16 protein-coding genes and 1 pseudogene are annotated in these 22,163 nt (G+C 70.1%); 14 read left to right on the top strand and 3 right to left on the bottom strand.

Annotated elements, in window-relative coordinates; translation table 11 throughout:
* The first annotated feature begins 126 nt into the window (after positions 1 to 126).
* Genes dnaK through GKE56_RS13585 form a run of 4 tightly spaced genes read left to right on the top strand, consistent with a single transcriptional unit; the run spans position 127 to position 4,160 of the window.
* Positions 127 to 2,016: a molecular chaperone DnaK gene (gene dnaK, locus GKE56_RS13570; protein WP_154684983.1), complete on the top strand. Its 1,890-nt coding sequence runs from the start codon at positions 127 to 129 to the stop codon at positions 2,014 to 2,016.
* Positions 2,013 to 2,645: a nucleotide exchange factor GrpE gene (grpE, locus tag GKE56_RS13575; RefSeq protein WP_154684984.1), complete on the top strand. Its 633-nt coding sequence runs from the start codon at positions 2,013 to 2,015 to the stop codon at positions 2,643 to 2,645. Before dnaK ends, grpE begins: the two co-directional genes overlap by 4 nt.
* 44 nt (positions 2,646 to 2,689) lie before the next feature.
* Entirely contained in the window at positions 2,690 to 3,742 is a 1,053-nt protein-coding gene (locus tag GKE56_RS13580; RefSeq protein ID WP_154684985.1) for a DnaJ C-terminal domain-containing protein, read from the top strand.
* Positions 3,708 to 4,160, top strand: coding sequence for a heat shock protein transcriptional repressor HspR (locus tag GKE56_RS13585; RefSeq protein WP_154684986.1), 453 nt, complete (start codon positions 3,708 to 3,710; stop codon positions 4,158 to 4,160). Before GKE56_RS13580 ends, GKE56_RS13585 begins: the two co-directional genes overlap by 35 nt.
* 850 nt (positions 4,161 to 5,010) lie before the next feature.
* On the opposite strand, the gene GKE56_RS17630 is transcribed toward GKE56_RS13585, so the two are convergent.
* Complete coding sequence (locus GKE56_RS17630; protein ID WP_230208974.1) at positions 5,011 to 5,544, bottom strand: hypothetical protein; 534 nt, start codon at positions 5,542 to 5,544, stop codon at positions 5,011 to 5,013.
* Between GKE56_RS17630 and GKE56_RS18345 the strand changes: the two are divergent.
* From GKE56_RS18345 to GKE56_RS13605, 4 genes and pseudogenes are all read left to right on the top strand, one after another.
* A pseudogene (locus tag GKE56_RS18345) lies at positions 5,465 to 5,866 on the top strand (DNRLRE domain-containing protein); the annotation flags it as partial. The gene GKE56_RS17630 and the pseudogene GKE56_RS18345 overlap by 80 nt on opposite strands.
* Before the next feature lie 181 nt (positions 5,867 to 6,047).
* Positions 6,048 to 12,545 (top strand): RHS repeat-associated core domain-containing protein, encoded by a 6,498-nt coding sequence (locus GKE56_RS13595; RefSeq protein WP_154684987.1) that lies wholly within the window; start codon positions 6,048 to 6,050, stop codon positions 12,543 to 12,545.
* Between the two features lie 232 nt (positions 12,546 to 12,777).
* Complete coding sequence (locus tag GKE56_RS13600) at positions 12,778 to 13,056, top strand: hypothetical protein (protein ID WP_154684988.1); 279 nt, start codon at positions 12,778 to 12,780, stop codon at positions 13,054 to 13,056.
* 286 nt (positions 13,057 to 13,342) lie between these two features.
* A complete protein-coding gene (locus GKE56_RS13605; RefSeq protein WP_154684989.1) occupies positions 13,343 to 13,615 on the top strand; it encodes a ribonuclease E inhibitor RraB in 273 nt (90 codons plus the stop codon).
* Between the two features lie 42 nt (positions 13,616 to 13,657).
* Here the strand turns inward: GKE56_RS13605 and GKE56_RS13610 are convergent, their stop codons facing one another.
* On the bottom strand, positions 13,658 to 14,056 hold the full coding sequence (locus GKE56_RS13610) for a nitroreductase family deazaflavin-dependent oxidoreductase (RefSeq protein ID WP_154684990.1): 399 nt from the start codon (positions 14,054 to 14,056) through the stop codon (positions 13,658 to 13,660).
* Positions 14,057 to 14,188: 132 nt separating this feature from the next.
* Here GKE56_RS13610 and clpB point away from each other — a divergent pair, with 132 nt between their 5' ends.
* Genes clpB through GKE56_RS13640 form a run of 6 tightly spaced genes read left to right on the top strand, consistent with a single transcriptional unit; the run spans position 14,189 to position 21,279 of the window.
* A complete protein-coding gene (gene clpB / locus GKE56_RS13615; RefSeq protein ID WP_154684991.1) occupies positions 14,189 to 16,774 on the top strand; it encodes an ATP-dependent chaperone ClpB in 2,586 nt (861 codons plus the stop codon).
* Between the two features lie 16 nt (positions 16,775 to 16,790).
* Positions 16,791 to 17,234 carry a hypothetical protein gene (locus GKE56_RS13620; protein ID WP_154684992.1) on the top strand — a complete coding sequence of 148 codons (444 nt, stop codon included), beginning with the start codon at positions 16,791 to 16,793 and terminating at the stop codon, positions 17,232 to 17,234.
* A gap of 2 nt (positions 17,235 to 17,236) precedes the next feature.
* Positions 17,237 to 18,919, top strand: coding sequence for an alpha-amylase family protein (locus GKE56_RS13625; protein WP_154684993.1), 1,683 nt, complete (start codon positions 17,237 to 17,239; stop codon positions 18,917 to 18,919).
* Positions 18,920 to 18,949: 30 nt separating this feature from the next.
* Entirely contained in the window at positions 18,950 to 19,435 is a 486-nt protein-coding gene (locus GKE56_RS17875) for an LppX_LprAFG lipoprotein (protein WP_154684994.1), read from the top strand.
* Positions 19,404 to 19,667, top strand: coding sequence for a hypothetical protein (locus GKE56_RS17880; RefSeq protein WP_255424970.1), 264 nt, complete (start codon positions 19,404 to 19,406; stop codon positions 19,665 to 19,667). Before GKE56_RS17875 ends, GKE56_RS17880 begins: the two co-directional genes overlap by 32 nt.
* Positions 19,668 to 19,671: 4 nt before the next feature.
* Positions 19,672 to 21,279: an MFS transporter gene (locus GKE56_RS13640; protein WP_230208976.1), complete on the top strand. Its 1,608-nt coding sequence runs from the start codon at positions 19,672 to 19,674 to the stop codon at positions 21,277 to 21,279.
* Positions 21,280 to 21,290: 11 nt separating this feature from the next.
* Here the strand turns inward: GKE56_RS13640 and GKE56_RS13645 are convergent, their stop codons facing one another.
* The gene (locus GKE56_RS13645) at positions 21,291 to 22,163 is read right to left on the bottom strand and encodes an alpha/beta fold hydrolase (protein ID WP_154684997.1); all 873 of its coding nucleotides are present in this window, start codon (positions 22,161 to 22,163) and stop codon (positions 21,291 to 21,293) included.

Below are 22,163 nucleotides of genomic sequence, written 5' to 3' on the forward strand. Positions count from 1 at the left end.
CATTTCTGCCGAGACCAAAGTTGAGTCGAGTGAACGCAAGTTTGAGAGCGTGGATTTGCCACGCGGCATACCAGCTCTTAACTTGAGTGAAGGAAACTCAACCCGAGCACCATTCAGGAGATCACCATGGCACGTGCGGTCGGCATCGACCTCGGCACCACCAACTCGGCTGTCGCCGTCCTCGAGGGCGGCGAGCCGACCATCATCGCCAATGCGGAGGGTGGTCGCACGACCCCGTCCGTCGTGGCCTTCTCCAAGGGGGGCGAGGTCCTGGTCGGCGAGATCGCCAAGCGCCAGGCCGTCACCAACGTCGACCGGACGATCCGTTCCGTCAAGCGCCACATCGGCACCGACTGGAAGTCGCCGGAGATCGACGGCAAGACCTACACCGCGCAGGAGATCAGCGCCCGCATCCTGCAGAAGCTCAAGCGCGACGCCGAGGCCTACCTCGGTGAGGACGTGACCGACGCGGTCATCACCGTCCCCGCGTACTTCGACGACCACGAGCGCCAGGCCACCAAGGAGGCCGGTGAGATCGCGGGCCTCAACGTCCTGCGCATCATCAACGAGCCCACCGCCGCGGCCCTCGCGTACGGCCTCGACAAGGGCAAGGAGGACGAGCTCATCCTCGTCTTCGACCTCGGTGGCGGCACGTTCGACGTGTCCCTCCTCGAGGTCGGCAAGGACCCCGAGGACGGGTTCTCCACCATCCAGGTGCGCGCCACCTCCGGCGACAACCAGCTCGGTGGTGACGACTGGGACGAGCGCATCGTCAACCACCTGCTCACCACCGTGAAGAACACCTCGGGTGTCGACCTGTCCAAGGACAAGATCGCCATGCAGCGCCTTCGCGACGCCGCCGAGCAGGCCAAGAAGGAGCTCTCCTCCTCGACGAGCACCAACGTCAGCCTGCAGTACCTCTCGATGTCCGAGAACGGCCCGATCCACCTTGAGGAGACCATCAGCCGCGCGCAGTTCGAGCAGCTGACCAAGGACCTGCTCGACCGCACCAAGCAGCCGTTCCACAACGTCATCAAGGACGCCGGCATCTCGCTGTCCGACATCGACCACGTGGTCCTTGTCGGCGGCTCGACCCGCATGCCCGCCGTGTCCTCGCTGGTCAAGGAGCTCACCGGCGGCAAGGAGCCCAACAAGGGCGTCAACCCCGACGAGGTCGTCGCGGTCGGGGCCTCGCTCCAGGCTGGTGTCCTCAAGGGCGAGCGCAAGGACGTCCTGCTCATCGACGTCACGCCGCTGAGCCTGGGCATCGAGACCAAGGGCGGCTTGTTCACCAAGCTCATCGAGCGCAACACGGCCATCCCGACCAAGCGCTCCGAGGTGTTCTCGACGGCAGAGGACAACCAGCCCAGCGTGCTCATCCAGGTGTTCCAGGGCGAGCGTGAGATCGCGCAGCACAACAAGCAGCTGGGCACCTTCGAGCTGACCGGCATCGCACCGGCGCCGCGAGGCGTGCCGCAGATCGAGGTCACCTTCGACATCGACGCCAACGGCATCGTGAACGTCTCCGCCAAGGACCGGGGCACCGGCCAGGAGCAGAAGATCACGATCTCCGGCGGCTCGGCCCTCGCCAAGGAGGACATCGAGCGGATGATCAAGGAGGCCGAGGCCCACGCCGAGGAGGACAAGAAGCGCCGCGAGGAGACCGAGGCCCGCAACACCGCGGAGCAGCTGGTCTACTCGACGGAGAAGTTCCTCGCCGACAACACCGACAAGATCCCGGCTGACGGCCGGGGCGACCTCGACGCGGCCCTCGAGGACCTCAAGTCGGCGCTCAAGGCGGACTCCGGCGTGAGCCCCGAGGACATTGCGAAGAAGAGCGCGAAGCTCTCGGAGGAGTCGCAGAAGGTGGGCACGGCGATGTATGCCGCAGCCTCCGAGTCCGAGCAGGCCGGCGCCGCCGGGGCGGGCGAGGCTCCGCACGCCGGGGCTGCGGGCAGCTCGTCCGACGATGTCGTCGACGCCGAGGTCGTCGAGGACGACGAGGACACCAAGTGACCGAGCAGAGCCACGCTGAGCAGAGCACCTCTGCCCAGGACCCCGAGGTGGTGGTGGGTGAGGAGTCTTCCGAGCCCACCACCGCCGAGGCGGCCACCACCGCCGAGGCGGCCTCCACTGAACCCGGGCCTAGTGGCGACGGCGGTTTCGCCGATGTCGCGGCCCTGGCCGACGATGCACCGGTCGCCGACGACGCCGGGCTGGCGGCGGAACGGCTCGCCGACCTGCAGCGACTGCAGGCCGAGTATGTCAACTACAAGCGTCGGGTCGACCGCGATCGGGCCCTCGTGCAGGAGCGCGCCGCCCAGTCCGTCATCGAGGCTCTGCTGCCGGTGCTCGACGACATCCATGCGGCCCGTGAGCACGGCGACCTCGCGGACGGCCCGTTCGCATCCATCGCCGACAAGCTCGAGGGCGTGCTGGGCAAGTTCGGGCTGCAGCGCTACGGCGCGGCCGGCGAGGAGTTCGACCCGATGCTCCACGAGGCGCTCATGCACACCGCGTGGCCGCAGGACGGCTCGGTCGCCTCGACGGGCTCGACCACGGTCGTCAAGGTGCTCCAGCCCGGTTACCGCGCGGGTGAGCAGATTCTGCGTGCAGCGCGGGTCGCCGTCGCCGATCCTGAGTGACCGCACCATCGCCGCACACACCAAGCTGAGAGGAGGGCGTCGACATGGCTAGCCAGGACTGGTTCGAGAAGGACTTCTACGCGATCCTCGGCGTCCCCCAGGATGCCGATGCAGGGGCCATCAAGAAGGCCTACCGCAAGCTGGCGCGCCAGTACCATCCCGACCAGAACCCCGGGGACTCGGCGGCCGAGCAGCGCTTCAAGGAGATCGGCGAGGCGAACTCCGTCCTGTCCGATCCCGAGCAGCGGCGCGAGTACGACGCGGTGCGCCAGATGGCGCGCGGCGGCGCGCGCTTCACCGCGGGTGGTCCGGGTGGCCAGGGCAACGGCGGCTTCGAGGACATCTTCTCCACGATGTTCGGTGGGGGTGGTGGCGCCGGGCCGCGCGTCCGGTACTCCACCGCGGGCGGCGGTGCACAACCCGACCTCGAGGACATCCTCGGCGGGATGTTCGGCGCAGGTGGCGGCCCGGCATACGGCGGGTTCGGCTCGACGCGCGGGCCCCGCAAGGGTGCGGACCTCACCGCCCGCACCTCACTGTCGTTCCGCGATGCCGTGACCGGGGCTACGGTAACGCTCGGCACCGCAGACGGCGGCCAGATCACGACGCGAATTCCCGCTGGTGTCAAGGATGGCCAGAAGATCCGGCTGCGCGGCAAGGGCCAGCCCGGCGACGCCGGGGCGCCCGCGGGCGACCTGATCCTCACCGTCTCCGTCGAGTCCCACCCGGTGTTCGCCCGCGAGGGCGACAACCTGACGCTCGAGCTGCCGGTGACCTTCGCCGAGGCGGCACTCGGGGCGACTGTCGCCGTTCCTACCCTCGACGGCAAGCCGGTCAAGGTGCGCATCGCCCCGGGCACTCCCAGCGGTCGGGTCCTGCGCGTCAAGGGTCGCGGAGTTCCCCGGCCCGACAAGCCCGGCGACCTGCTCGCCAAGGTCGCTGTCATCGTGCCCCAACGGCTCTCCGATGAGGCCAGGGCGGCCGTCGAGGTGCTCCAGACCCAGGATGCCGGGCACGACCCCCGGGCCGAGCTTGTTCGCCGAGGCACGGAGGTAGGCGTCGATGGCCGACAGGTACGGGTTCTCGCCGGACGATGACGCGCCTGTGTTCGTCATCTCCGTGGCCGCGACCCTCGCCGGCATGCACGCTCAGACCCTGCGGCAGTACGACCGCCTCGGACTGGTCACGCCGTCGCGCACCCGGGGCGGGGGTCGGCGCTACTCCGGGCGTGACGTCGCCCTGTTGCGCGAGGTGCAGCGGCTCTCACAGGAAGGCGTGAGCCTGGCCGGCATCCAGCGCATCCTCGAGCTGGAGAACCAGGTCAGCGCCCTGCGCGCTCGGGTCGGCGAGCTCGCCGCAGAGCTCCAGCGCACCCGTGCCTCGGTGACCGGCTCCAGCCAGCACCGGGTCTTCGCCGTCGGTCCGACAGGCGATGTCATCGCACTGCGGGCCGGTGAGCGACCGCGCCAGACGCGCCCGCCCCAGGCGTTGGTCGTCTGGCGCCCCAACACCTGACGGGGATCTTTCACGGGTCCTGACGGCCCGGATCTGGACCCGCCGAGCGGGCTTGTAGCACATCGAACTGCACTGAGGCCAGCGGCTATTCGAGATTGGAATAGCTGCTTGCGTCGCGTGGAGCCGGGGCTGAAGCCTGCCTCCGAGCCCAAGGCGCGTCGCCGTGACGCGCTGTGCTGCGCGGGGGTAGTGGTTGGCTCTGAGTCGTTGCGGGGGCATGCGTCGTGCTCGAGCGTTCTGCTGTCTGCGGTCCTCTGACGGTCCGTGGTGTCCGTGGTGTTCGTGGCGGTCGCGTCATTGGTGCGACCGTCGGGGCAGCCTTGGTGGTCACGGTGGGACTGGTGGCGCCGCCGGTCGCGGCGTCGGCGGCCGGGGTCCGCCCGGTGGCAACGGCCCTGACGTCGAAGGCAGCGCGGGCGGACTCGCGTCCCGACCTGGTCTCTGCGCGGGTCACGGCGCGGGCGCAGGGGTCGCGGGTCGAGGTCACCCCGCTGCGTTCGGAGACGTCGACGACGTGGGTGAACCCGGACGGGACCCTGACGACCCAGCAGCACCTGGTGCCGATCCGGTTCCGCGACCCGGCGGCTCAGGGCGGGTGGCGTGACGTGGACCTGACCATGGCCGCGAACCCTGATGGGACCGTGGGTCCGAAGGGACACCCCCAGGAGTTGTCGCTGGCTGGGTCGGGCAGGGCCGCCGGCCGGGCGGCCAAGGGTGGCGTGTCGACGGATGTCGTTGCGGCGCAGGAGAAGCCGGGCAAGGACAGCGACGGCAACGCCACGCCGCGCGGGGTCACGCTGGGGTGGCCGGGGCAGCTGGCCACGCCGATACTGTCGGGGACGACCGCGACCTACACGGCCGTGAAGCCCGGGGTTGACCTGGTGGTCGACGCGCGCCGCACCGGCTTCGAGGAGCACCTGGTTGTCGCCAGCCGGGCGGCGCTTGCTGGACTCACTGAGGGGACCACGGCGGGCGCTCCGGTGTCCTGGCAGATCCCCGTGAAGACCAACGGGCTGACGGCCCGGCCGGAGCAGGACGGGTCGGTGTCGTTCGTCGCCGCCGACGGGACGGTGGCCTCGAAGCTCACGGCGCCGGTGGCCTTTGACGCCACCGTGGACCCGCACACCGGTGACCACCCGAACGTCTCCCCGGTGGCGATGACGGTGACCCAGCAGGGCAACGGCAGAGCGGTGCTCACGCTGACCCCGGACCAGGGGTGGCTGAGCGATCCCGCGCGGGTGTTCCCGGTGACGATCGACCCGACGTACGCCTCGAACCAGATCACGGCGACGTTCGACACGTACGTGTCGTCGACGTACTCCACGGCGGCATACGCGTCGTCGACGGAGCTCAAGGTCGGCACGTACAACGGCGGGTCGGACATCACCCGGACCTACCTGAACTTCCCGAACGCGATGCGGGGCCAGCACGTGATGTCGGCCCAGCTGAACCTGTACGAGGTGTCGTCGTGGTCGTGCACGGCCAGGTCGGTCATCGCGTACGGGGTGGGGTACGCCACCTCGGGCACGACCTGGGCCAGCCAGCCGAGCGCGGACCTGACCAGGTCGGACACGTCCTCGTTCGCCAAGGGGTACACCGGGTGCGGGGCCGGCTGGGTGGCCATGCCGTTGACCAGCGTGATGCAGGGCCTGTCGGCGTGGTCGTCCCCCACGATCGGGGTGATGCTGCAGGCCGGCTCCGAGAGCGACAACTACGCGTACAAGAAGTTCTCCTCCACCGAGACCGCGCAGGACCCGTACATCACCTACACCTACGACCGCGCCCCGAACGTGGCGACGGCCCCCACGCTGCAGTCGCCGCCGAACGTCGCGTACTTCAACCCCGGTGACTCCAGCACGAAGATGTACACCTCCGACTCGACGCCGCTTGTTCTCGACCACGGCGACCGACCCGGACGCGTCGAGTGTGAAGTACACGGTGGAGGTGCACAGCGACACCACCGGCAGCTCGAGCTCGTTGAAGGCGTCCTGCACGACCGGGTATGCCGCGTCCGGCGCCACCGCGTCGTGTGCGCCGACGACCGCGCTGGCCGATGGCGGCGTGTACTACGTGCGTGCGTCGGTGACCGACGACCAAGGGGTCTCGAACGCGACCTGGTCGGCGTGGACGACGTTCCGCACCTCGATCGCCGCCCCGGATGCCCCGGTCATCTCCTGTCCCTCGCCGTACGCGAACGGGTCGTGGACCGACACGACGCCGACCACGCCGGTGGTGTGCACCATCACCGGGACGTTCGTGACGAACACGATGCACGACCCGGCATACATCGACTACTCCCTGGACGGCGCGGCCTACGTCCAGAAGGCGATCACCCCGTCCAGCGACCCGAACATCGCCAAGATCACGGTCTCGGTGCCCGCCACGGCGGGTGCGCACACCTTGTCGGCGTACACCCAGTCCCCGAGCCTGGTGCAGTCCACGAGCACCCCGTCCTACGGGTTCGGGTACGGGACCGCGGCGCTGGCGGCGCCGGCGGTCTCGCCGCGGGCAACGACCACCGGTGCGCTGGCGATCGCCGCCGCCGGCCCGCCGCGCGGCGTGTCCTCGCTGCCAACGGCCAAGCTCCGCTGGCGCGTCGCCTCCTCCGGGCAGGACGAGAGCGCGCCGTACTGGAACGACGCCACCAGCGCGCCGCTCACCGTGACCGACCACGGCTCGGCCGGGGTGACGGTGGCCGGGTCGTGGGACACCACCAAGGAGACCGCCGACGCCACCGTGATCCCGGCGATCGCGCTCAACCCGAGGGTGCCGGTGCTGCTGGACGTGCAGGTGTGCCTGACCTACAGCACCGGCACCCAGTGCACCTGGTCGGCGACGAAGACCTCGGTGATGCGCGTCCCGCACGCCTTCGGCAACGGCTTCCCCACCGCGCCGGCCGGGCCGGGGCAGGCCGCGTTGTTCACCGGCGAGTTCACGACCGCGGTCACCGACGCCGCCGTCCCCGGGTACGCCGGGTCCCTCACCCTGGGCCGGTCGCACTCCACCTACGGCAACGCCCCCACCGCGGCGACCGACGCCGTGACCGGGGTCTTCGGGCCCGGCTGGACGGCGAACCTGACGGGGTCGGACGCCGGCTTCGGCGGCCTCCAGGCGATCGACTCGACCCGCGCCGACGGCACCGTCACCTTCCTCGACGCGGACGGCACCGCCCTGACCTACCTTGCCCCGGGTGCCGCCCCGCGTCGCACCGGCGCCACCCTCGCTGTCGGGACCTACGCCCCGGTCGATGAGGACACCACGTTGTCCGGGACGACCCTCACCGTCGCCGGCACCGGTACCGCCACCACGCTGACGCTGAAGCAGGACGACGGCACCAGCACCGTCTTCTCGGCCGAGACCAGCGCCCAAGCACCGACCGCGACCACCGCCGGCCTGTTCTCACCCAAGGCCGTCACGGAGCCCGGCAGCCTGACCACGACCTACACCCGAGACGGGGCTGGCCGGGTGACCCGCATCCTGGCCCCGATCCCGCCGGGGACGGTGACTGCCACGGGCCGACCGGTGGCGTGTCCCGACGGCCCGGTTTCCGGGCTGGACAAGGGGTGCCGTGCGCTGCGCATCGCCTATGCCGCTGGCACGCCGGTCAACAGCGTCACGCCGACGCTCGTGCAGCAGGTGACTGCGGAGCTGTACAACCCCACGGCCCTGGCCACCAAGGACTGCGCCGGCAACGCCTTGACGGTCGCGGTCGGGATGGCCTCGGTTCCCGTCGCCTGCTACAGCTACGACGCGGCCAACCGGCTCACCTCCGTGAAGGACCCGCGCACCGGACTGGCCACCGGCTACGCCTACGGGTCGGCCAACCAGCTCACCGCGATCACCCCGCCCGGGCAGTCGACGGTCACCCTCGCCTACTCCACCCTCGAGCAGCGGCTCAAGCTCACCGCCGTGACCCGCCCACAGCCGGCCCCACTGAGCGGGACCGCGAACCTCGCCCGGTTCGCGTACGGCATACCCACTTCGGGCACGGGGCTTCCGGATCTCAGTGGCACAGCTACGGCCGCCTGGGCGCAGACCAAGGCGCCGACGTATGCCGCGGCCGTGTTCGGCCCCGACTACACCGGCACGATCACCCAGGCCGACGGGTCAACCCCCACCGCATCGGACTGGTCGTACGCCGACCTGTCGTACACGACGGCGGACGGGTACACCGTGAACACCGCGTCGTTCGGCGCGGGGGCATGGCAGCGCACCGCGACCGACTACGACGCCAACGGCAACGTGGTCCGCCAGCTCGACGCCCGCGCCCTCAACGCGATCACCAGCGGCGGCCGCAACCCCGGCATCGCCGACCAGTACGCCACCACGACCACCTACGACGCAGCCGGCATCTTGGTGACCGACACCCTCGGTCCGCTGCACAACACCGTGATGGCCGACGACACGGTGGTCCCGGCTCGCGCGCACACCCACACCACCTATGACCAGGGCGCACCGAGCTCCACCAACCCGACCACCGGCCAGCCATGGCGCCTGCCCACGACCGTGACGACCACGGCCGCGGACTCGGCCGGCACCGACATCACGGGACAGACGGTCAGCAGCACCACCACCGCGTACGACGCCCAGGTCGCTGGCACGGGTGACGGGTGGACCCTCGGCCAGCCGACCAAGGTCACCACCGCCGGCATCTCCAGCGTCACCGTGTACGACAGTGTCGGCCGGGTCAGCGAGACCCGACAGCCGCTGTCCGCCGACGGCAGCCGCGGTGCCGGAATCACCCGGACCGTCTACTACACCGCGGACGCCGCGGCCACCGACTCGCGCTGCGACAACAGGCCCGAGTGGGCCGGTCTGCCCTGCCTGGTCGGCCCGGCCGCGGACCCGGTCGCGGATGCCGGCACCACCCTCGCCGCCGGGGCGGGCACCCTGCCGTCGTCGCTGACCACTGGGTACAACCCCTGGCTGGCGCCGACGACCACGGTGGAGACCTCCGGGTCGGCGACGCGCACCAGCACCGCCAGCACGGACGCGGCCGGTCGCACGACGATGACCCAGACCACGTCCACCATCCCCGGGTCGACCGCCCGCCCCGCGGTGTACACCCACTACGACCCGTCCACCGGCCTGGCCGACTACACCGGCACGGTCAACAAGGCCGCGGGTGCGATCACCGACGCGGAGAAGACGACCGTGTACGACGCGTGGGCGCGTCCCACGACCTCCCGCGCCGAGACCCCGACCGCCGGGGTGTACGACACCACGGTCACGGCATACGACACCGCGGGTCGCGTTGCGACGGTGACCGACCCCAAGGGCACGACCACCACGACCTGGGATGGCACGGACGCCACCGGAGCGACCGAGCGGCGCGGGCTGGCTACCAAGGTCACCGTCAGCCGCGCCGGCGCGTCCGGGGGCACCGGCACGCTGGACTTCGCCGGCGCGTACGACGCCAACGGGTCGCTCACCCGCGAGCAGCTGCCCGGCGGGCTCACCCAGACCACCACCCTCGACCTGGCCGGCGAGCCGACCGGGCTGGCCTACAGCGGGCAGGTCACCCCGACCGGCGGCACCCCGACCACCGGGACCTGGATGGCGTGGACCCAGGCCAACGACATCGCCGGGCGGGTGCGGCTCGACTACACCGGGCAGGGGTCCTCGTTCGACCCCACCGCGGCGGGCGTGAGCGGGGTCGACCAGGTTGCCCCGACCGGGAACGCGGTCGCCTATGACCGGCAGTACACCTACGACTCCACAGCGCGGCTGACCTCGGTGCAGGACCGCACCGCGACCACCACCGGCGACACCCTCGACCCGACCACGGCGCCGACCAGCGCAGCCCCGTGCACGGTTCGGACGTACTCGTTCGACGGCAACGGGCGACGGACGGCGCGGGTCACCGCCACCCACGTGGGCGGCGACTGCGCAGCGACCGCGGACAGCACGACCACGACCGACTCCAACCACTACGACACCGCAGACCGGCCCACCACTGGGGTGGGCGGGGTAGGCGCCTACAGCTACGACGCGTTCGGACGGCAGACGGTCATGCCCGCGGTGGACACCCCAAAGTACGCGGGCACGACCGTCCCGTCGGGCAGTCACGACGTCGCCCTGGGGTACTACGACGACGACCTGGCCAGGACCATCAGCCAGGACGGCACCACCACGACGCTCGGCGTGGATTCGGGCGGTCGGCGGATCACCGCGACCACCACCTCGCCGTCGGGGACCACTAGCCTCGAGCGGCACTACAGCGATGGCTCGGACAACCCGGCGTGGACGGTCAGCTCCAGTGGCGGGGTGACCCGGTATGCCGAGTCGCTGGGTGGGGACCTGTCCGTCACCATCGGCGCGGACGGGTCCGCCACCCTGCCGTTGTCGACCCTGCACGGGGACGTGGTCACCGCGGCGGCCATCCCGTCCGCTCAAGCGACCGGTACGGCGTGCACCACGATCACCGGTTGGTCGGACTACACCGAGTACGGGGCACCCCGGGACGCGGCCGGGACCGCCGCGGTGGCCGGGCCTGTCGGGTACGGCTGGCTCGGAGCGAAGCAGCGCTCCACCACCACCGATACCGCCGGACTGACGTTGATGGGTGACCGGCTCTACAACGCGGCCACCGGCCGGTTCACCAGCCTCGATCCCGAACCCGGCGGCAACGCGAACGCCTATTCATATCCAGCAGACCCGATCAACGCCTACGACCTCAACGGGCCACCAGCAGTACGCTGGCATTGGATCTGGCGGCGGGGGTGTCGCGGTGGGCGGGGGCCTCGCAGCGCCGAGCCTAAGTCCCAGAGTTGTGGTCGGGATTCTGGGTGCCGCCGCCGCCGGGATACTGACGAGCCTTGCAGGCAAGGTTGGGCGACACGCCATTACTATTCCGCGCGCGAAGCCGACCCATTACCGGTCCCACTTGGAGTACCGGGTGTACGAGGTCGTCTATCCAAAACGGAATGGGCGCGAGGACGTATTCAAGTACGGAATTACGTCGCAACCCGGAGATATACGGCCAGAACAAGGGACGGCGGTCTGCGACAAGATGATGCGCTCCAACATCTGTGGGAGCCGATTTCTCACCGGCGCGGTTCGTGGCTATTACGCCGCGAGGGTGATCGAATACGGGCTAATTTCATCCTACGTAGGCACTCATGGCCATTGTCCCATTGGACAGTGGACTTCATGCAAGTAGTGGCCGATCACGATGCCCGGAAGACTAATGAAGCAAGGAGCGGCGTGAAGGACAAGGTGCAGATCTTTGCCATCAGCGGAGGGATGAACAACGACATCGATCCTGTGTACCTCGGTGTCCTGCGCGACCTCATGTCCCAAATCAGCACGAGCCATGTGGATTGGTGGGCGTCTGCGGGCGCCGGAAATCTTACTGTCACGTATTGGTTCGTTGAGGGCCGTGACCGTCCGGGAGTCATGTGGCGCAAGGCGAGCGACGGTCCTTGGGCGCGGTTGGTGAGGGCACACGTCTGGGAAGGGGCGCCGGATGCGAGCGAGCTCGCCCTCAGCGATGTGCATGTGATCCTGGATGCCGTGCGGAATCGCTTCCGTCTGGAGTCGTATCCACCCGTGCCTTCGCTCGTCGAAAGTGTGGCACGAGTCGAGCGCAAGGAAGGTCAGCTGCGAGCTTCTCACTTGCAGGAGATGGAGCTTCTGGCTCTTCTAAGAGATCGCCTTCCTCAGTGGCTCGTCCAAAGTCTTGAGAGTGAAAAGGCTCGCAATTGGCGCGCCGGGATCGCGGAGGCGATCGATCGCCATGTTGGTTTGGGAGGCATCGCAACCACGCCCCGCGAAGAAGAGCTGCTGAATGCCCTTCTGCGCCGTAGGTGGACGCCTGCGTCGGACCCTCTGGATCCGGACGCGCTCCAAGCGCTGATCGGCGACACGGACCTCGCGGACCTGCAGCCGGCCCCGGAGATCATGTACGTCGGCGCCCACAGCGAGGGCGAGCCTCCACCTGACGCGACCGACCATTACGAACTTCCTGCTGAACACCCGGCCTTCGCTGCGCATTTCACAGATCCCGTCTATTCGGACGTCGCCGGCGAGTTTGCGCCGTTCGGCACCGACGAGGGATTCGAGTTGCTCCAGGTATGGGCCGACCGCCGAGAGCACCTGTCATCGACGACGACCCTGGCGTGGCTCCTGACCGAGAGTGGCTTGGACGACCTCCTGGGCCAGCTCGACGCCGACGAACCCGGGATGATCCCCGAGCCAGGCGGCCAGATCGACGCTGCCACCTTCGTCGTCGCCGCCGGATTCACCCTTTTGCGGCTCACCGGGCGCATAGACGACCCGGGCACGACGCTGACCCTACGAGCCCTCGACGTGCTGATCACCCGATATCACGCGCCACCGGAACTTCTCCGGCAACGCGACGATCTGCTGAGCTGGACGCAGTAGAGACGTGGAGAAGGTCTGTGTTTCCGATGACAACCATGTCCGACCGATCGTGACTTTCTCCGGGCGGCGTCGACGAGGCCCGCGGGAGCCGCGGGCCGGCTTGCGTGGTGCGACCCAACTGCGGGGCGGTGACCGTGATCGATGGTGACGGAGCACCGAAACGCACTCATTCCACGTCACCACCTTCAGCCGCCGCTGGCGTTGGCGCCTTGACCAATACGTGGGTCGTGCCGTGGGCGCGTTGATGGCGGCTCTCAACCGGGCGCGTGCCCTCGCGCCGACAATTGTTCGGACGCTGCGCTGGCTCAACGCCAGTGACCTGGTCGATCGGAGGTCCCTTGGTGGCCGCGTGCGACAGTACTTCGTCGTGGTTGGATGCCTCATCGGCTTCGCACGGACTCTGCCGGTGCTCGGCCATCATCAGGTCGTTGACCTGATTGCCTTGCCCTTATGGCTGGCTATCCCGCGCATCGAGGCCTTTTCCTACGAATTCTTTCGTCCCTCGGACTGACTTGCAATGAAGAGCACCTACGGAGGGTTGGGCGGGCTCAACGCGGCTGCCGGCGGGCGATGTACGCGATGGTGGAAAGTCGATGATGGAGGGTCCTAGGCAACCGCTGGGCCGTCCCCATGTGATTTTGACGCAACCAGTTCCGGTTGACGGACGCCTGAGTACTGACCTCAAGCGGCCTGACGCGCACCGTTCAGGTGCGGCCCGTGCGGGCTGCCGAGTGGCGAGTCACCACGGCCGGCGGTCGGTATGCCGCGCGGCTGGGCCACGCGGCATACTCGCGTCCATGAGTGAGCACCTGCTGGTCTTTCCCGCCAAGGACACCGCCGAGGAGGTCGCCGCCGACCTCGCCCATGAAGGCTTCAGCGAGGTCCGCGTCGTCCGCGAGGCGCTGGCGGGCGAAGACGACTCCGAGGACCACGAGTGGGCGGTCTACGTCGTGGAGGAGAACGTCGCCGACGAGACCGGGCCGGTCGAGAGCGGCCTGCGCGACCGCTTCTCAGCGCTGGCCGAGGAGCACGGCGGTTGGTACGACCCGGACCCCGAGCCGCGAGACTGAGTGCCCAGAGACCGACGAGAGGCCGACGAGACCAAGCCAGCGCTACCGCCGGTCACCCGATCCGTCCACCCTCGTCAACCGCAGGAAGTCCTCGACCCGCAGGACCCCCAGGATCTCGCGCTCCAGCGGCCTGATGAGGTGGCGGGTGGGGTCATGGAAGACCTCGGGTGCCTCGCAACGCACGCGCCGGCCGCGCGTCTCGATCTCGCAGCCCCCGGCCGCGAGGACGTTCTTCAGCCAGTCCGTGCCTGTGCCGTACGTCAGCGCCACGACGAACCCGCCCTCGACGGGGAACAGGTTGACCGGCGTCTGGAACGGGCGGCCTGATCGCCGCCCGCGGTGGTGCACGACCCCGAAACCCGGCAGCCAGCGCAGGATCGGCCTGGTGGCCTTGTTGAGGACACGGCGGTTGAGCTCGCCGACCGCGAGCGGTATGGGCATGCACCCACGGTATGCCGCCGCCCCGAGAAGCGGGATCGTCCACTGGCGGGTTCAAGGTTGAGCGGAATACACTCAACTTTGGCCCAGTTGGACCTGAGGACACCACCACCCGACCACAGGAGACCATCCCGCATGGAGCTCAAGCCCACCACCAAGGTGGGGGAGGCGCTCGCCCTCGCGCAACGTGAGGCGCAGGGCAGCGGCCACCCCGAGATCACCCCGGCCCACCTGGCACTCGCGCTCGCCGAGCAGCCCGACACGACGACGCCCGCTCTGCTGGCCGCCGGCGGCACGTCCGCCGAGGCGGTCGCTGCGGCGGCGCGGCATACCCTCAGCTCCCTGCCCCGCACCTCGGGTACGTCAGTGCAGACGCCAGGGCTCGGGCAGCAGGCGCTCCAGGTGCTGCAGCACGCCCAGACCCTCATGCAGGCGATGGGCGACACCTACCTGTCGACCGACGTCCTCCTGCTGGCGCTGGTCGAGAAGCGCGCCATCACGGCCGACGCCAAGGCGATCGAGGCCCAGATCCCGCAGCTGCGCGGCGGCCACAAGGTCACCTCGGAGAACCCGGTCGCCAGCGCGGAGGCGCTCGAGAAGTACGGCACCGACCTGACCCAGGCGGCCCGGGACGGCAAGCTCGACCCGGTGATCGGCCGCGACTCCGAGATCCGGCGCGTGGTCCAGGTGCTGTCGCGCCGCACCAAGAACAATCCCGTCCTCATCGGCGAGCCCGGCGTCGGCAAGACCGCCGTGGTCGAGGGGCTGGCCCAGCGCATCGTCGACGGCGACGTGCCGGAGTCGTTGCGCGACAAGCGGTTGATCAGCCTCGACCTCGCGGCGATGGTCGCCGGCGCGAAGTACCGCGGCGAGTTCGAGGAGCGGCTCAAGGCGGTCCTCGAGGAGATCAGGGACAGCAACGGGCAGGTCGTCACCTTCATCGACGAGCTGCACACGGTCGTCGGCGCGGGCGCGAGCGGGGAGGGCGCCATGGATGCCGGCAACATGCTCAAGCCGCTGCTCGCGCGCGGTGAGCTGCGGCTCGTCGGCGCGACGACCCTCGACGAGTACCGCCAGCACATCGAGAAGGACGCTGCCCTCGAGCGCCGCTTCCAGCAGGTGTTCGTCGGCGAGCCGTCGGTCGAGGACACCATCGCGATCCTGCGCGGCCTCAAGGAGCGCTACGAGGCGCACCACAAGGTGGAGATCGAGGACTCCGCGCTGGTCGCGGCAGCCACCCTCTCGCACCGCTACATCAGTGGGCGGCAGCTGCCCGACAAGGCGATCGACCTCGTCGACGAGGCTGCTTCGCGACTGCGGATGGAGATCGACTCGAGCCCGGTCGAGATCGACGAGCTGCGTCGCGCCGTCGACCGGCTCCGGATGGAGGAGCTGCACCTCGAGCGGGAGACCGACGCGGCCTCCAAGGAGCGCCTGCGAGCCCTGCAGAAGGATCTCGCCGACAAGTCCGAGCAGCTGGCCGCCCTCAACGCCCGGTGGGAGGCCGAGAAGTCCGGCCTCAACCGGGTCGGTGAGCTCAAGGCCAGGATCGACGACCTGCGCACCCAGGCCGAGCGCCTCCAGCGCGACGGTGACTACGAGAAGGCGTCGCGGCTGCTCTACGGCGAGATCCCCGAGCTGGAGAAGCAGCTCGCGGCCGCGAACGCCCAGGAGCAGGCGGCCGCGGCCGACCAGGACCTCATGGTCAAGGACCGCGTGGGTGCCGAGGACATCGCTGAGGTCATCGCCGCGTGGACCGGAATCCCCGCCGGGCGACTGCTCCAGGGTGAGACCGAGAAGCTGCTCACCATGGAGTCGATCATCGGCGCCCGGCTCATCGGCCAGGAGCGTGCCGTGCGAGCCGTCAGCGATGCGGTGCGCCGCGCACGGGCCGGCCTGTCCGACCCGAACCGGCCGACCGGGTCGTTCCTGTTCCTCGGGCCGACGGGCGTCGGCAAGACCGAGCTGGCCAAGTCCCTGGCGGACTTCCTGTTCGACGACGAGCGGGCGATGGTCCGCCTCGACATGAGCGAGTACTCCGAACGGCACTCCGTGGCCCGCCTCGTCGGCGCGCCCCCCGGTTACGTCGGCTACGAGGAGGGCGGCCAGCTGACCGAGGCGGTGCGCCGTCGGCCCTACTCGGTGGTCCTGCTGGACGAGGTGGAGAAGGCCCACCCCGAGACCTTCGACATCCTCCTGCAGGTCCTCGACGACGGGCGCCTGACCGATGGCCAGGGCCGCACGGTCGACTTCCGCAACGTCATCCTCGTGATGACCAGCAACCTCGGCAGCCAGTTCCTCGTCGACCCCACCATGGACGACCCGGCCAAGCAGGACGCCGTGATGGCGCTGGTGCGCGCGAGCTTCAAGCCCGAGTTCCTCAACCGGCTCGACGAGGTCGTCATCTTCGATCCGCTCACCTCCGACGAGCTCGCCCACATCGTCGAGCTGCAGGTGCGCGAGCTGGCTTCGCGCCTGCACGACCGGCGCATCACCCTCGAGGTGAGCGACGCGGCCCGCGAGTGGCTGGCCATCACCGGCTACGACCCGGCATACGGTGCCCGACCGTTGCGCCGCCTCGTGCAGAAGGAGATCGGGGACCGCCTCGCGAGGGCCGTCCTCTCCGGCCAGGTGCACGACGGTGACACCGTCCTCGTGGAGCTGGACGAGCAGGCCGACACCCTCGTCGTCCAGCCGCAGGTGGTGGACCAGCGCGCCTGAGCGCAGACTGGCACCCATGCGTACTGGCACCGAGGGGATCGACCGGCGACCTGAGGGCGTGAGCGATGCGACCGTCGCGGCCGCCGGCAAGGTGAGTGAGGCGTTCGAGTGCATCGAGGAGGTGCGCGGCAAGCTGTATGCCGCGCACCGCCTCGTCGGGACGGCCGACCTCGCGCTTGGAGATGCCGTGGACCTGCTCCGGGCCGCTGGTCACGCCGAGCTGGCCGAGACGATCGACCGCGAGATGGTCGGCCGCAACGTCCTGCCCGGACGGTGGACGTTCCAGGTGATCGAGGAGTTCGACGCCGGCTACTACGCCGACTTCAAACGGATCCAGAAGCTCGTGTGCGACGAGCTCATGGACGGCCGGCCGCACGTCTACGAGGCCGAGATGAAGGCCGCGCGTCGCACGCCCGGGCGGCCCGGTCACGAGGCGACGCCGGCCGAAGTGGGGGAGTGACCATGCGCATCACCGACACCAGCGACCAGTGGTGGAAGACGGCCGTCTTCTACTGCCTGCACGTCGACACGTTCTACGACTCCGACGGCGACGGCATCGGCGACCTCGCAGGTCTGGCGCAGCGGATCGACTACCTCGCCGAGCTCGGCGTCACCTGCCTCTGGCTCATGCCGATCTACCCGACGCCCGGCCGCGACGACGGGTACGACGTCACCGACCTCTACGGCGTCGACCCACGGATCGGCGACCACGGCCAGCTCGTCGAGATCATCCGGACCGCCAAGGACCGTGGGCTGCGCGTCATCCTCGACGTCGTCATCAACCACACCAGTGACCAGCACCCGTGGTTCAAGGCCGCGCGCCGCAGCAAGGACAACCCCTTCCGCGACTACTACGTGTGGCGCTCCGACCCGCCGCCCGACACCAGCGACCAGGTCGCGTTCCCCGACAAGGAGAACAGCGTCTGGGCCAAGGACGACGCCACGGGCGAGTGGTACCTGCACCACTTCTACTCCTACCAACCGGATCTCAACATCGCGAACCCCGCAGTCCGCGACGAGATCGACCGAGCGCTGGGGTTCTGGCTGCAGCTGGGCCTCGACGGGTTCCGGGTCGACGCCGTGCCGTTCTTCGTCGAGGACGTCGAGACGCTCGCCGAGAGCAAGGCCCATCCCGAGGTGCCGGCCGACCCGCACCAGCACCTGCGGGACCTGCGGGCCTTCGTCAACCGCCGCAGGGGCAACGCGATCCTGCTCGGCGAGGTCAACGTGTCCCACCAGCAGCAGGAGAAGTACTTCGGCGGCGCCGCGGGCGACGAGCTGCACATGATGTTCGACTTCATCGGCATGCAGAACGCCTACCTGTCCATGGCGCGCCGCGATGCCGGGCCGCTCGTCGAGGCGCTGCTCGACCGGCCGCCGATCCACCCGTCGTGCCAGTGGGCGACGTTCCTGCGCAACCACGACGAGCTCACCCTCGACAAGCTGACCGAGGAGGAGAAGCAGGAGGTGTTCGCCGCCTTCGGGCCCGAGCCGCAGGAGCAGATCTACGGCCGGGGGCTGAAGCGTCGGCTGCCCACGATGATGGGGGGCGACCCGCGCCGGATCCGGATGGCCTACAGCCTGCTGTTCGCCCTGCCCGGCACTCCGACGCTCTTCTACGGCGAGGAGATCGGCATGGGCGAGGACCTCGAGGCCGAGGGTCGGATGGCGGTGCGCACGCCGATGCAGTGGACCGACGGGCGCAACGGGGGGTTCTCCACCGCGAGGCCCAGCCGGCTCGTCGCACGGGTGACCCCGGGCGGCTTCGGACCCGACCACGTCAACGTCGCAGACCAGCGTCGCGACCCCGACTCCCTCTGGAGCTTCATGCACCGCCTCATCCGCGCATACCGCGCCTGCCCCGAGCTCGGGTGGGGCAGGTTCGAGGTGCTCGACCAGCCGCAGGCCCAGGTGCTCGCCCACCGCTGCGCGACCGACGACGCTGCGGTCGTGGCGCTGCACAACCTGGGCCCCGAGCCGGTGACCGTCGAGGTGCAGGCGGCGGACGAGGCCGTCGGCCTGGCTGACCTGCTCGGGTCCGACGACCTGGCCACCGACGACCGCGGCCGGGTGACTGTCGCCCTCGAGGGCTACGGGTATCGCTGGCTCCGGCTGCATCCAGAGGGATCGGCCCGCCTTCCCTGAGACCGCTGTCGCGACAACTACGGTGGTGTCATGTCTGTGCGGGTGATGTCTGTTCGGGTGATCTCTGTTCGGGTAGTAGCCGCCGGCGTCGTGGCGCTGGCGCTCGCGGGATGTTCCAGCGCTGCCCCGGCACCGTCATCGACCGCCTCACCGGCCCAGCAGCTCGCCGCCGCCCGCACCACGCTCGAGCAGAGCCCGGCCGTCTCCCTCGACCTCGAGGCGACCGGACTGCCGAGCAAGGCCGTCGGTGTGTCAGCGGCGAAGGGCACCGGCCTGTTCAGCCCGCCGTCGTTCAAGGGCACCCTCAACGCGACGGTCAGCGGGATCACCGGCACCGTGGACGTCATCGCTGTGGACCAGGACGTCTACCTGAAGTTCTTCACGCCCGGCTACGCCAAGATCGACCCGAAAACGTATGGCGCGCCCAACCCGGCTCAGCTTGTTCAACCCCCAGACCGGGATCACCAGTCTGATCAGCAAGACCGTGCACCTGGCCGCCGGGGGCAAGGTCCGTGAGGGTTCCGACGTCCTCCAGACCATCACGGGCACCCTCCCCGGTGCGGCGATCGCGGACCTGCTCGTCGTCGGCGACCGCACGGCCACGTTCGAGGTCACCTACGGCCTGACCGACACCACCTCACAGCTGCGCAGCGTCGTGCTCAAGGGCCCGTTCTACGCGGGGTCAACCTCGACCTACACGCTCCACCTCACGAGCTTGTCGCAGGCCGTTGCGATCACCCGCCCCTAGGGCGTTGCTCGCCACCGCGTCGGTGGCGGTGGCCCTGGCCGCGGCAGACACCTACGTCGTGGTCCTGGCGCTCCCGGACATGATGACGGGGGTCGGCCTGGGCATCGACGCCCTGCAAAGGGCGACGCCGATCATCTCGGGGTTCCTGCTGGGGTATGTCGCGGTCTTGCCGTTGATAGGTCGCCTCGCCGATCTCGTTGCCAGGCAACGGATCCTGGTCGCCTGCCTGGCGGTATTCATCGTCGGCTCGGCGATCACCGCGCTGGCCGTCGAACTCCCCGTGCTGGTCACCGGCCGGATCCTGCAGGGGGTCGGGGGTGGCGGGCTCGTCCCGGCCACGCTGGCGCTCGTCGCGGACCTGTGGCCCGGCGGACGTCGCGGCACCGCGCTGGGAGTGGTCGGGGCGGTCCAGGAGCTCGGCAGCGTCCTCGGCCCCGTTCTCGGCGCGGCGGTCCTGGCGGTCTCCGGCTGGCGCGCCATCTTCTGGCTCAACGTCGCGGTGGCTGTGGTCCTGACCGGCGTGCTGCTGGCCCTCGGTATGCCGCGCCGACGCCGCCCGCGCGGCATACCTCTCGCCGTGGGCGGCCTCGCCGCGGCGGTGAGCCTGCTCGCCCTGGTGGCCCCCGCACGACTGGCGACGGATGTGACCCTGGGCGTGCCGTTCGTGCCGTTCGGGGGCTCGAGCAGCAGGGTGTTCACCCCGATCGGGGTGGCGGCGCTGGTCCTCGTCGCGCTGTGGCTCGCCCTCGTGGCGCCGCGTTCCTGGCCACTGCTGCGCCGAGCGGACCTGCCCGGGGCGGCGCTGCTCGGGCTGGCGCTGGGCAGCGTCATCCTCACCTTCGCCGCGAGCGACCCCGAGCGCGACGTGGTCGGTCCGGCGGGGTGGGCGCTCCTGCCGCTGGGCGCGGTGGCGCTGGGCCTGTACCTCTGGCGGCACCGCACCGCCGAGCAGCCCCTCGTCGCGCGAGGGGTGGTGCGCGGACGGGCGCGCGCCGCACTCGCGGTGAGCCTGCTCGCCGGCGCGGCGCTGGTGGCCGTCGTCGTGGACGTCCCCGTCCTCGCCCGGCTGACGTACACGAGCAGCCAGACCGTCGCGGCTCTCGTGCTCGTGCGGTTCCTCGTCGCGGTCCCGATCGGGGCGCTGCTCGGCGGCTGGTCGCTGCGCCGCCTGGGTGACGGCGTGGTCAGCGGTGGCGGCCTCGCCCTGGCTTCGTCCGGGCTGTGGGCGATGGGTCACTGGGGCGCGGGGTCGCTGGCGAGCCCGACCGCCACGGTGGTCCTCGTCGCGGTCGGTCTGGGGGTGGGACTCGCCGTGGCCCCGGTCAACAACGCGGCGCTCGCCAGCGCGCCCGACACTGCGCACGCGACCGCGAGTGCGCTGGTCGTGGTTGCCCGCATGGTCGGGATGGTCGTCGGACTCGCGCTGCTGACTGCGCTGGGCCTGCACCGCTACTACCTGACCGTTGCCGCCCTGCCGGACCAGACCGACACCCGGGCGCTCGTCGCCGCTGGAGTCGTCCAGGTGCAGACGGTGTTCACGGGCGCCGCGGTGGCCGCCCTGCTGGGCGCGCTCGCGTCAGTGGGCCTGGGTCTGCGGCGCGTCGTGTCCTGAGCGCGGTGCCGTCAGGAGCGGTCGGCCGAGTGGGTGTCGGGGAGGCCGTCGAGCAGGGTCGTGAAGGCCGCGACCACCTCGTCGGTGGCCTCGTAGGCGAGCATGTGTCCGCGACCCGGCAGCACCTGGAGCTCGGCGTGCGGCACCAGCTCCGCGAGGCGGATCGCGTGCCGTTTCGGGGTGAGCTTGTCGCGGTCGCCGACCAGCACCACCGTCTGGACCCCCTCGAACTGCGCCAGCGCCTCGGCCTCGTCGTGCTCGGCCAGCGCGCTGAAGAACCGGCCCATCGTCGGCAGCGTCGTGTCAGCCACCTGCTGCCGCGTGAGGCGCACGTGCTCGGGGTCGGCATCGGCGCCGAACAGCAGCGCGCGCTGCCCCCGGGTGGTCACCAGGCGCCCGGCCCGCAGCTGAGGCAGCCGCGCGGCGAACCGCATCGCCCACGCCTCGACGGACCCGAGCCCGGTTCCCTTCAGGTCGCCCGCAGAGGTCGCGACGAGCACCACCCCCGCCACCCGCGAGGCGAACGACTCGGGGTGCAGCCCGGCATACGCCATCACGGTCATGCCACCCATCGAGTGGCCACCGAGCACCACCGGCCCCGTCGGGGCGACGACGTCGAGCACCGCGGCGAGGTCGTCGCCGAGCGCGCGCACCGATGGCTGACCCCGCAGCGGCCCCGACCCGCCGTGCCCCCGCTGGTCGTAGGCCACGACCCGCAATCCGCGAGCCACGAGCTGCTCGACGACCGGCAGCCACGAGGCGCGGGTGAGGGTCCAGCCGTGCGCGAGCACCACGGTCGGAGCGTCGGCCGGTCCGGTCGCCGGCCATTCCTGGACCTGGAGCCGGGCGCCGTCCGGAGCGGCCACGGTGAAGGTGCGGGTCAT

This window comes from Nostocoides sp. HKS02 (assembly GCF_009707485.1).
GTDB lineage: Bacteria > Actinomycetota > Actinomycetes > Actinomycetales > Dermatophilaceae > Pedococcus.

What these genes read in the sequence shown, in the direction of transcription:
- dnaK (WP_154684983.1), top strand. Translation starts at nt 127, where the DNA reads ATGGCACGTGCGGTCGGCATCGACCTCGGCACCACCAACTCGGCTGTC.
- GKE56_RS13580 (WP_154684985.1), top strand. Translation starts at nt 2,690, where the DNA reads ATGGCTAGCCAGGACTGGTTCGAGAAGGACTTCTACGCGATCCTCGGC.
- GKE56_RS13585 (WP_154684986.1), top strand. Translation starts at nt 3,708, where the DNA reads ATGGCCGACAGGTACGGGTTCTCGCCGGACGATGACGCGCCTGTGTTC.
- GKE56_RS17630 (WP_230208974.1), bottom strand. Translation starts at nt 5,544, where the DNA reads ATGTCCGACCCGCCGTTGTACGTGCCGACCTTGAGCTCCGTCGACGAC.
- GKE56_RS13605 (WP_154684989.1), top strand. Translation starts at nt 13,343, where the DNA reads ATGAGTGAGCACCTGCTGGTCTTTCCCGCCAAGGACACCGCCGAGGAG.
- GKE56_RS13610 (WP_154684990.1), bottom strand. Translation starts at nt 14,056, where the DNA reads ATGCCCATACCGCTCGCGGTCGGCGAGCTCAACCGCCGTGTCCTCAAC.
- clpB (WP_154684991.1), top strand. Translation starts at nt 14,189, where the DNA reads ATGGAGCTCAAGCCCACCACCAAGGTGGGGGAGGCGCTCGCCCTCGCG.
- GKE56_RS13620 (WP_154684992.1), top strand. Translation starts at nt 16,791, where the DNA reads ATGCGTACTGGCACCGAGGGGATCGACCGGCGACCTGAGGGCGTGAGC.
- GKE56_RS13625 (WP_154684993.1), top strand. Translation starts at nt 17,237, where the DNA reads ATGCGCATCACCGACACCAGCGACCAGTGGTGGAAGACGGCCGTCTTC.
- GKE56_RS17875 (WP_154684994.1), top strand. Translation starts at nt 18,950, where the DNA reads ATGTCTGTGCGGGTGATGTCTGTTCGGGTGATCTCTGTTCGGGTAGTA.
- GKE56_RS13645 (WP_154684997.1), bottom strand. Translation starts at nt 22,163, where the DNA reads ATGACCCGCACCTTCACCGTGGCCGCTCCGGACGGCGCCCGGCTCCAG.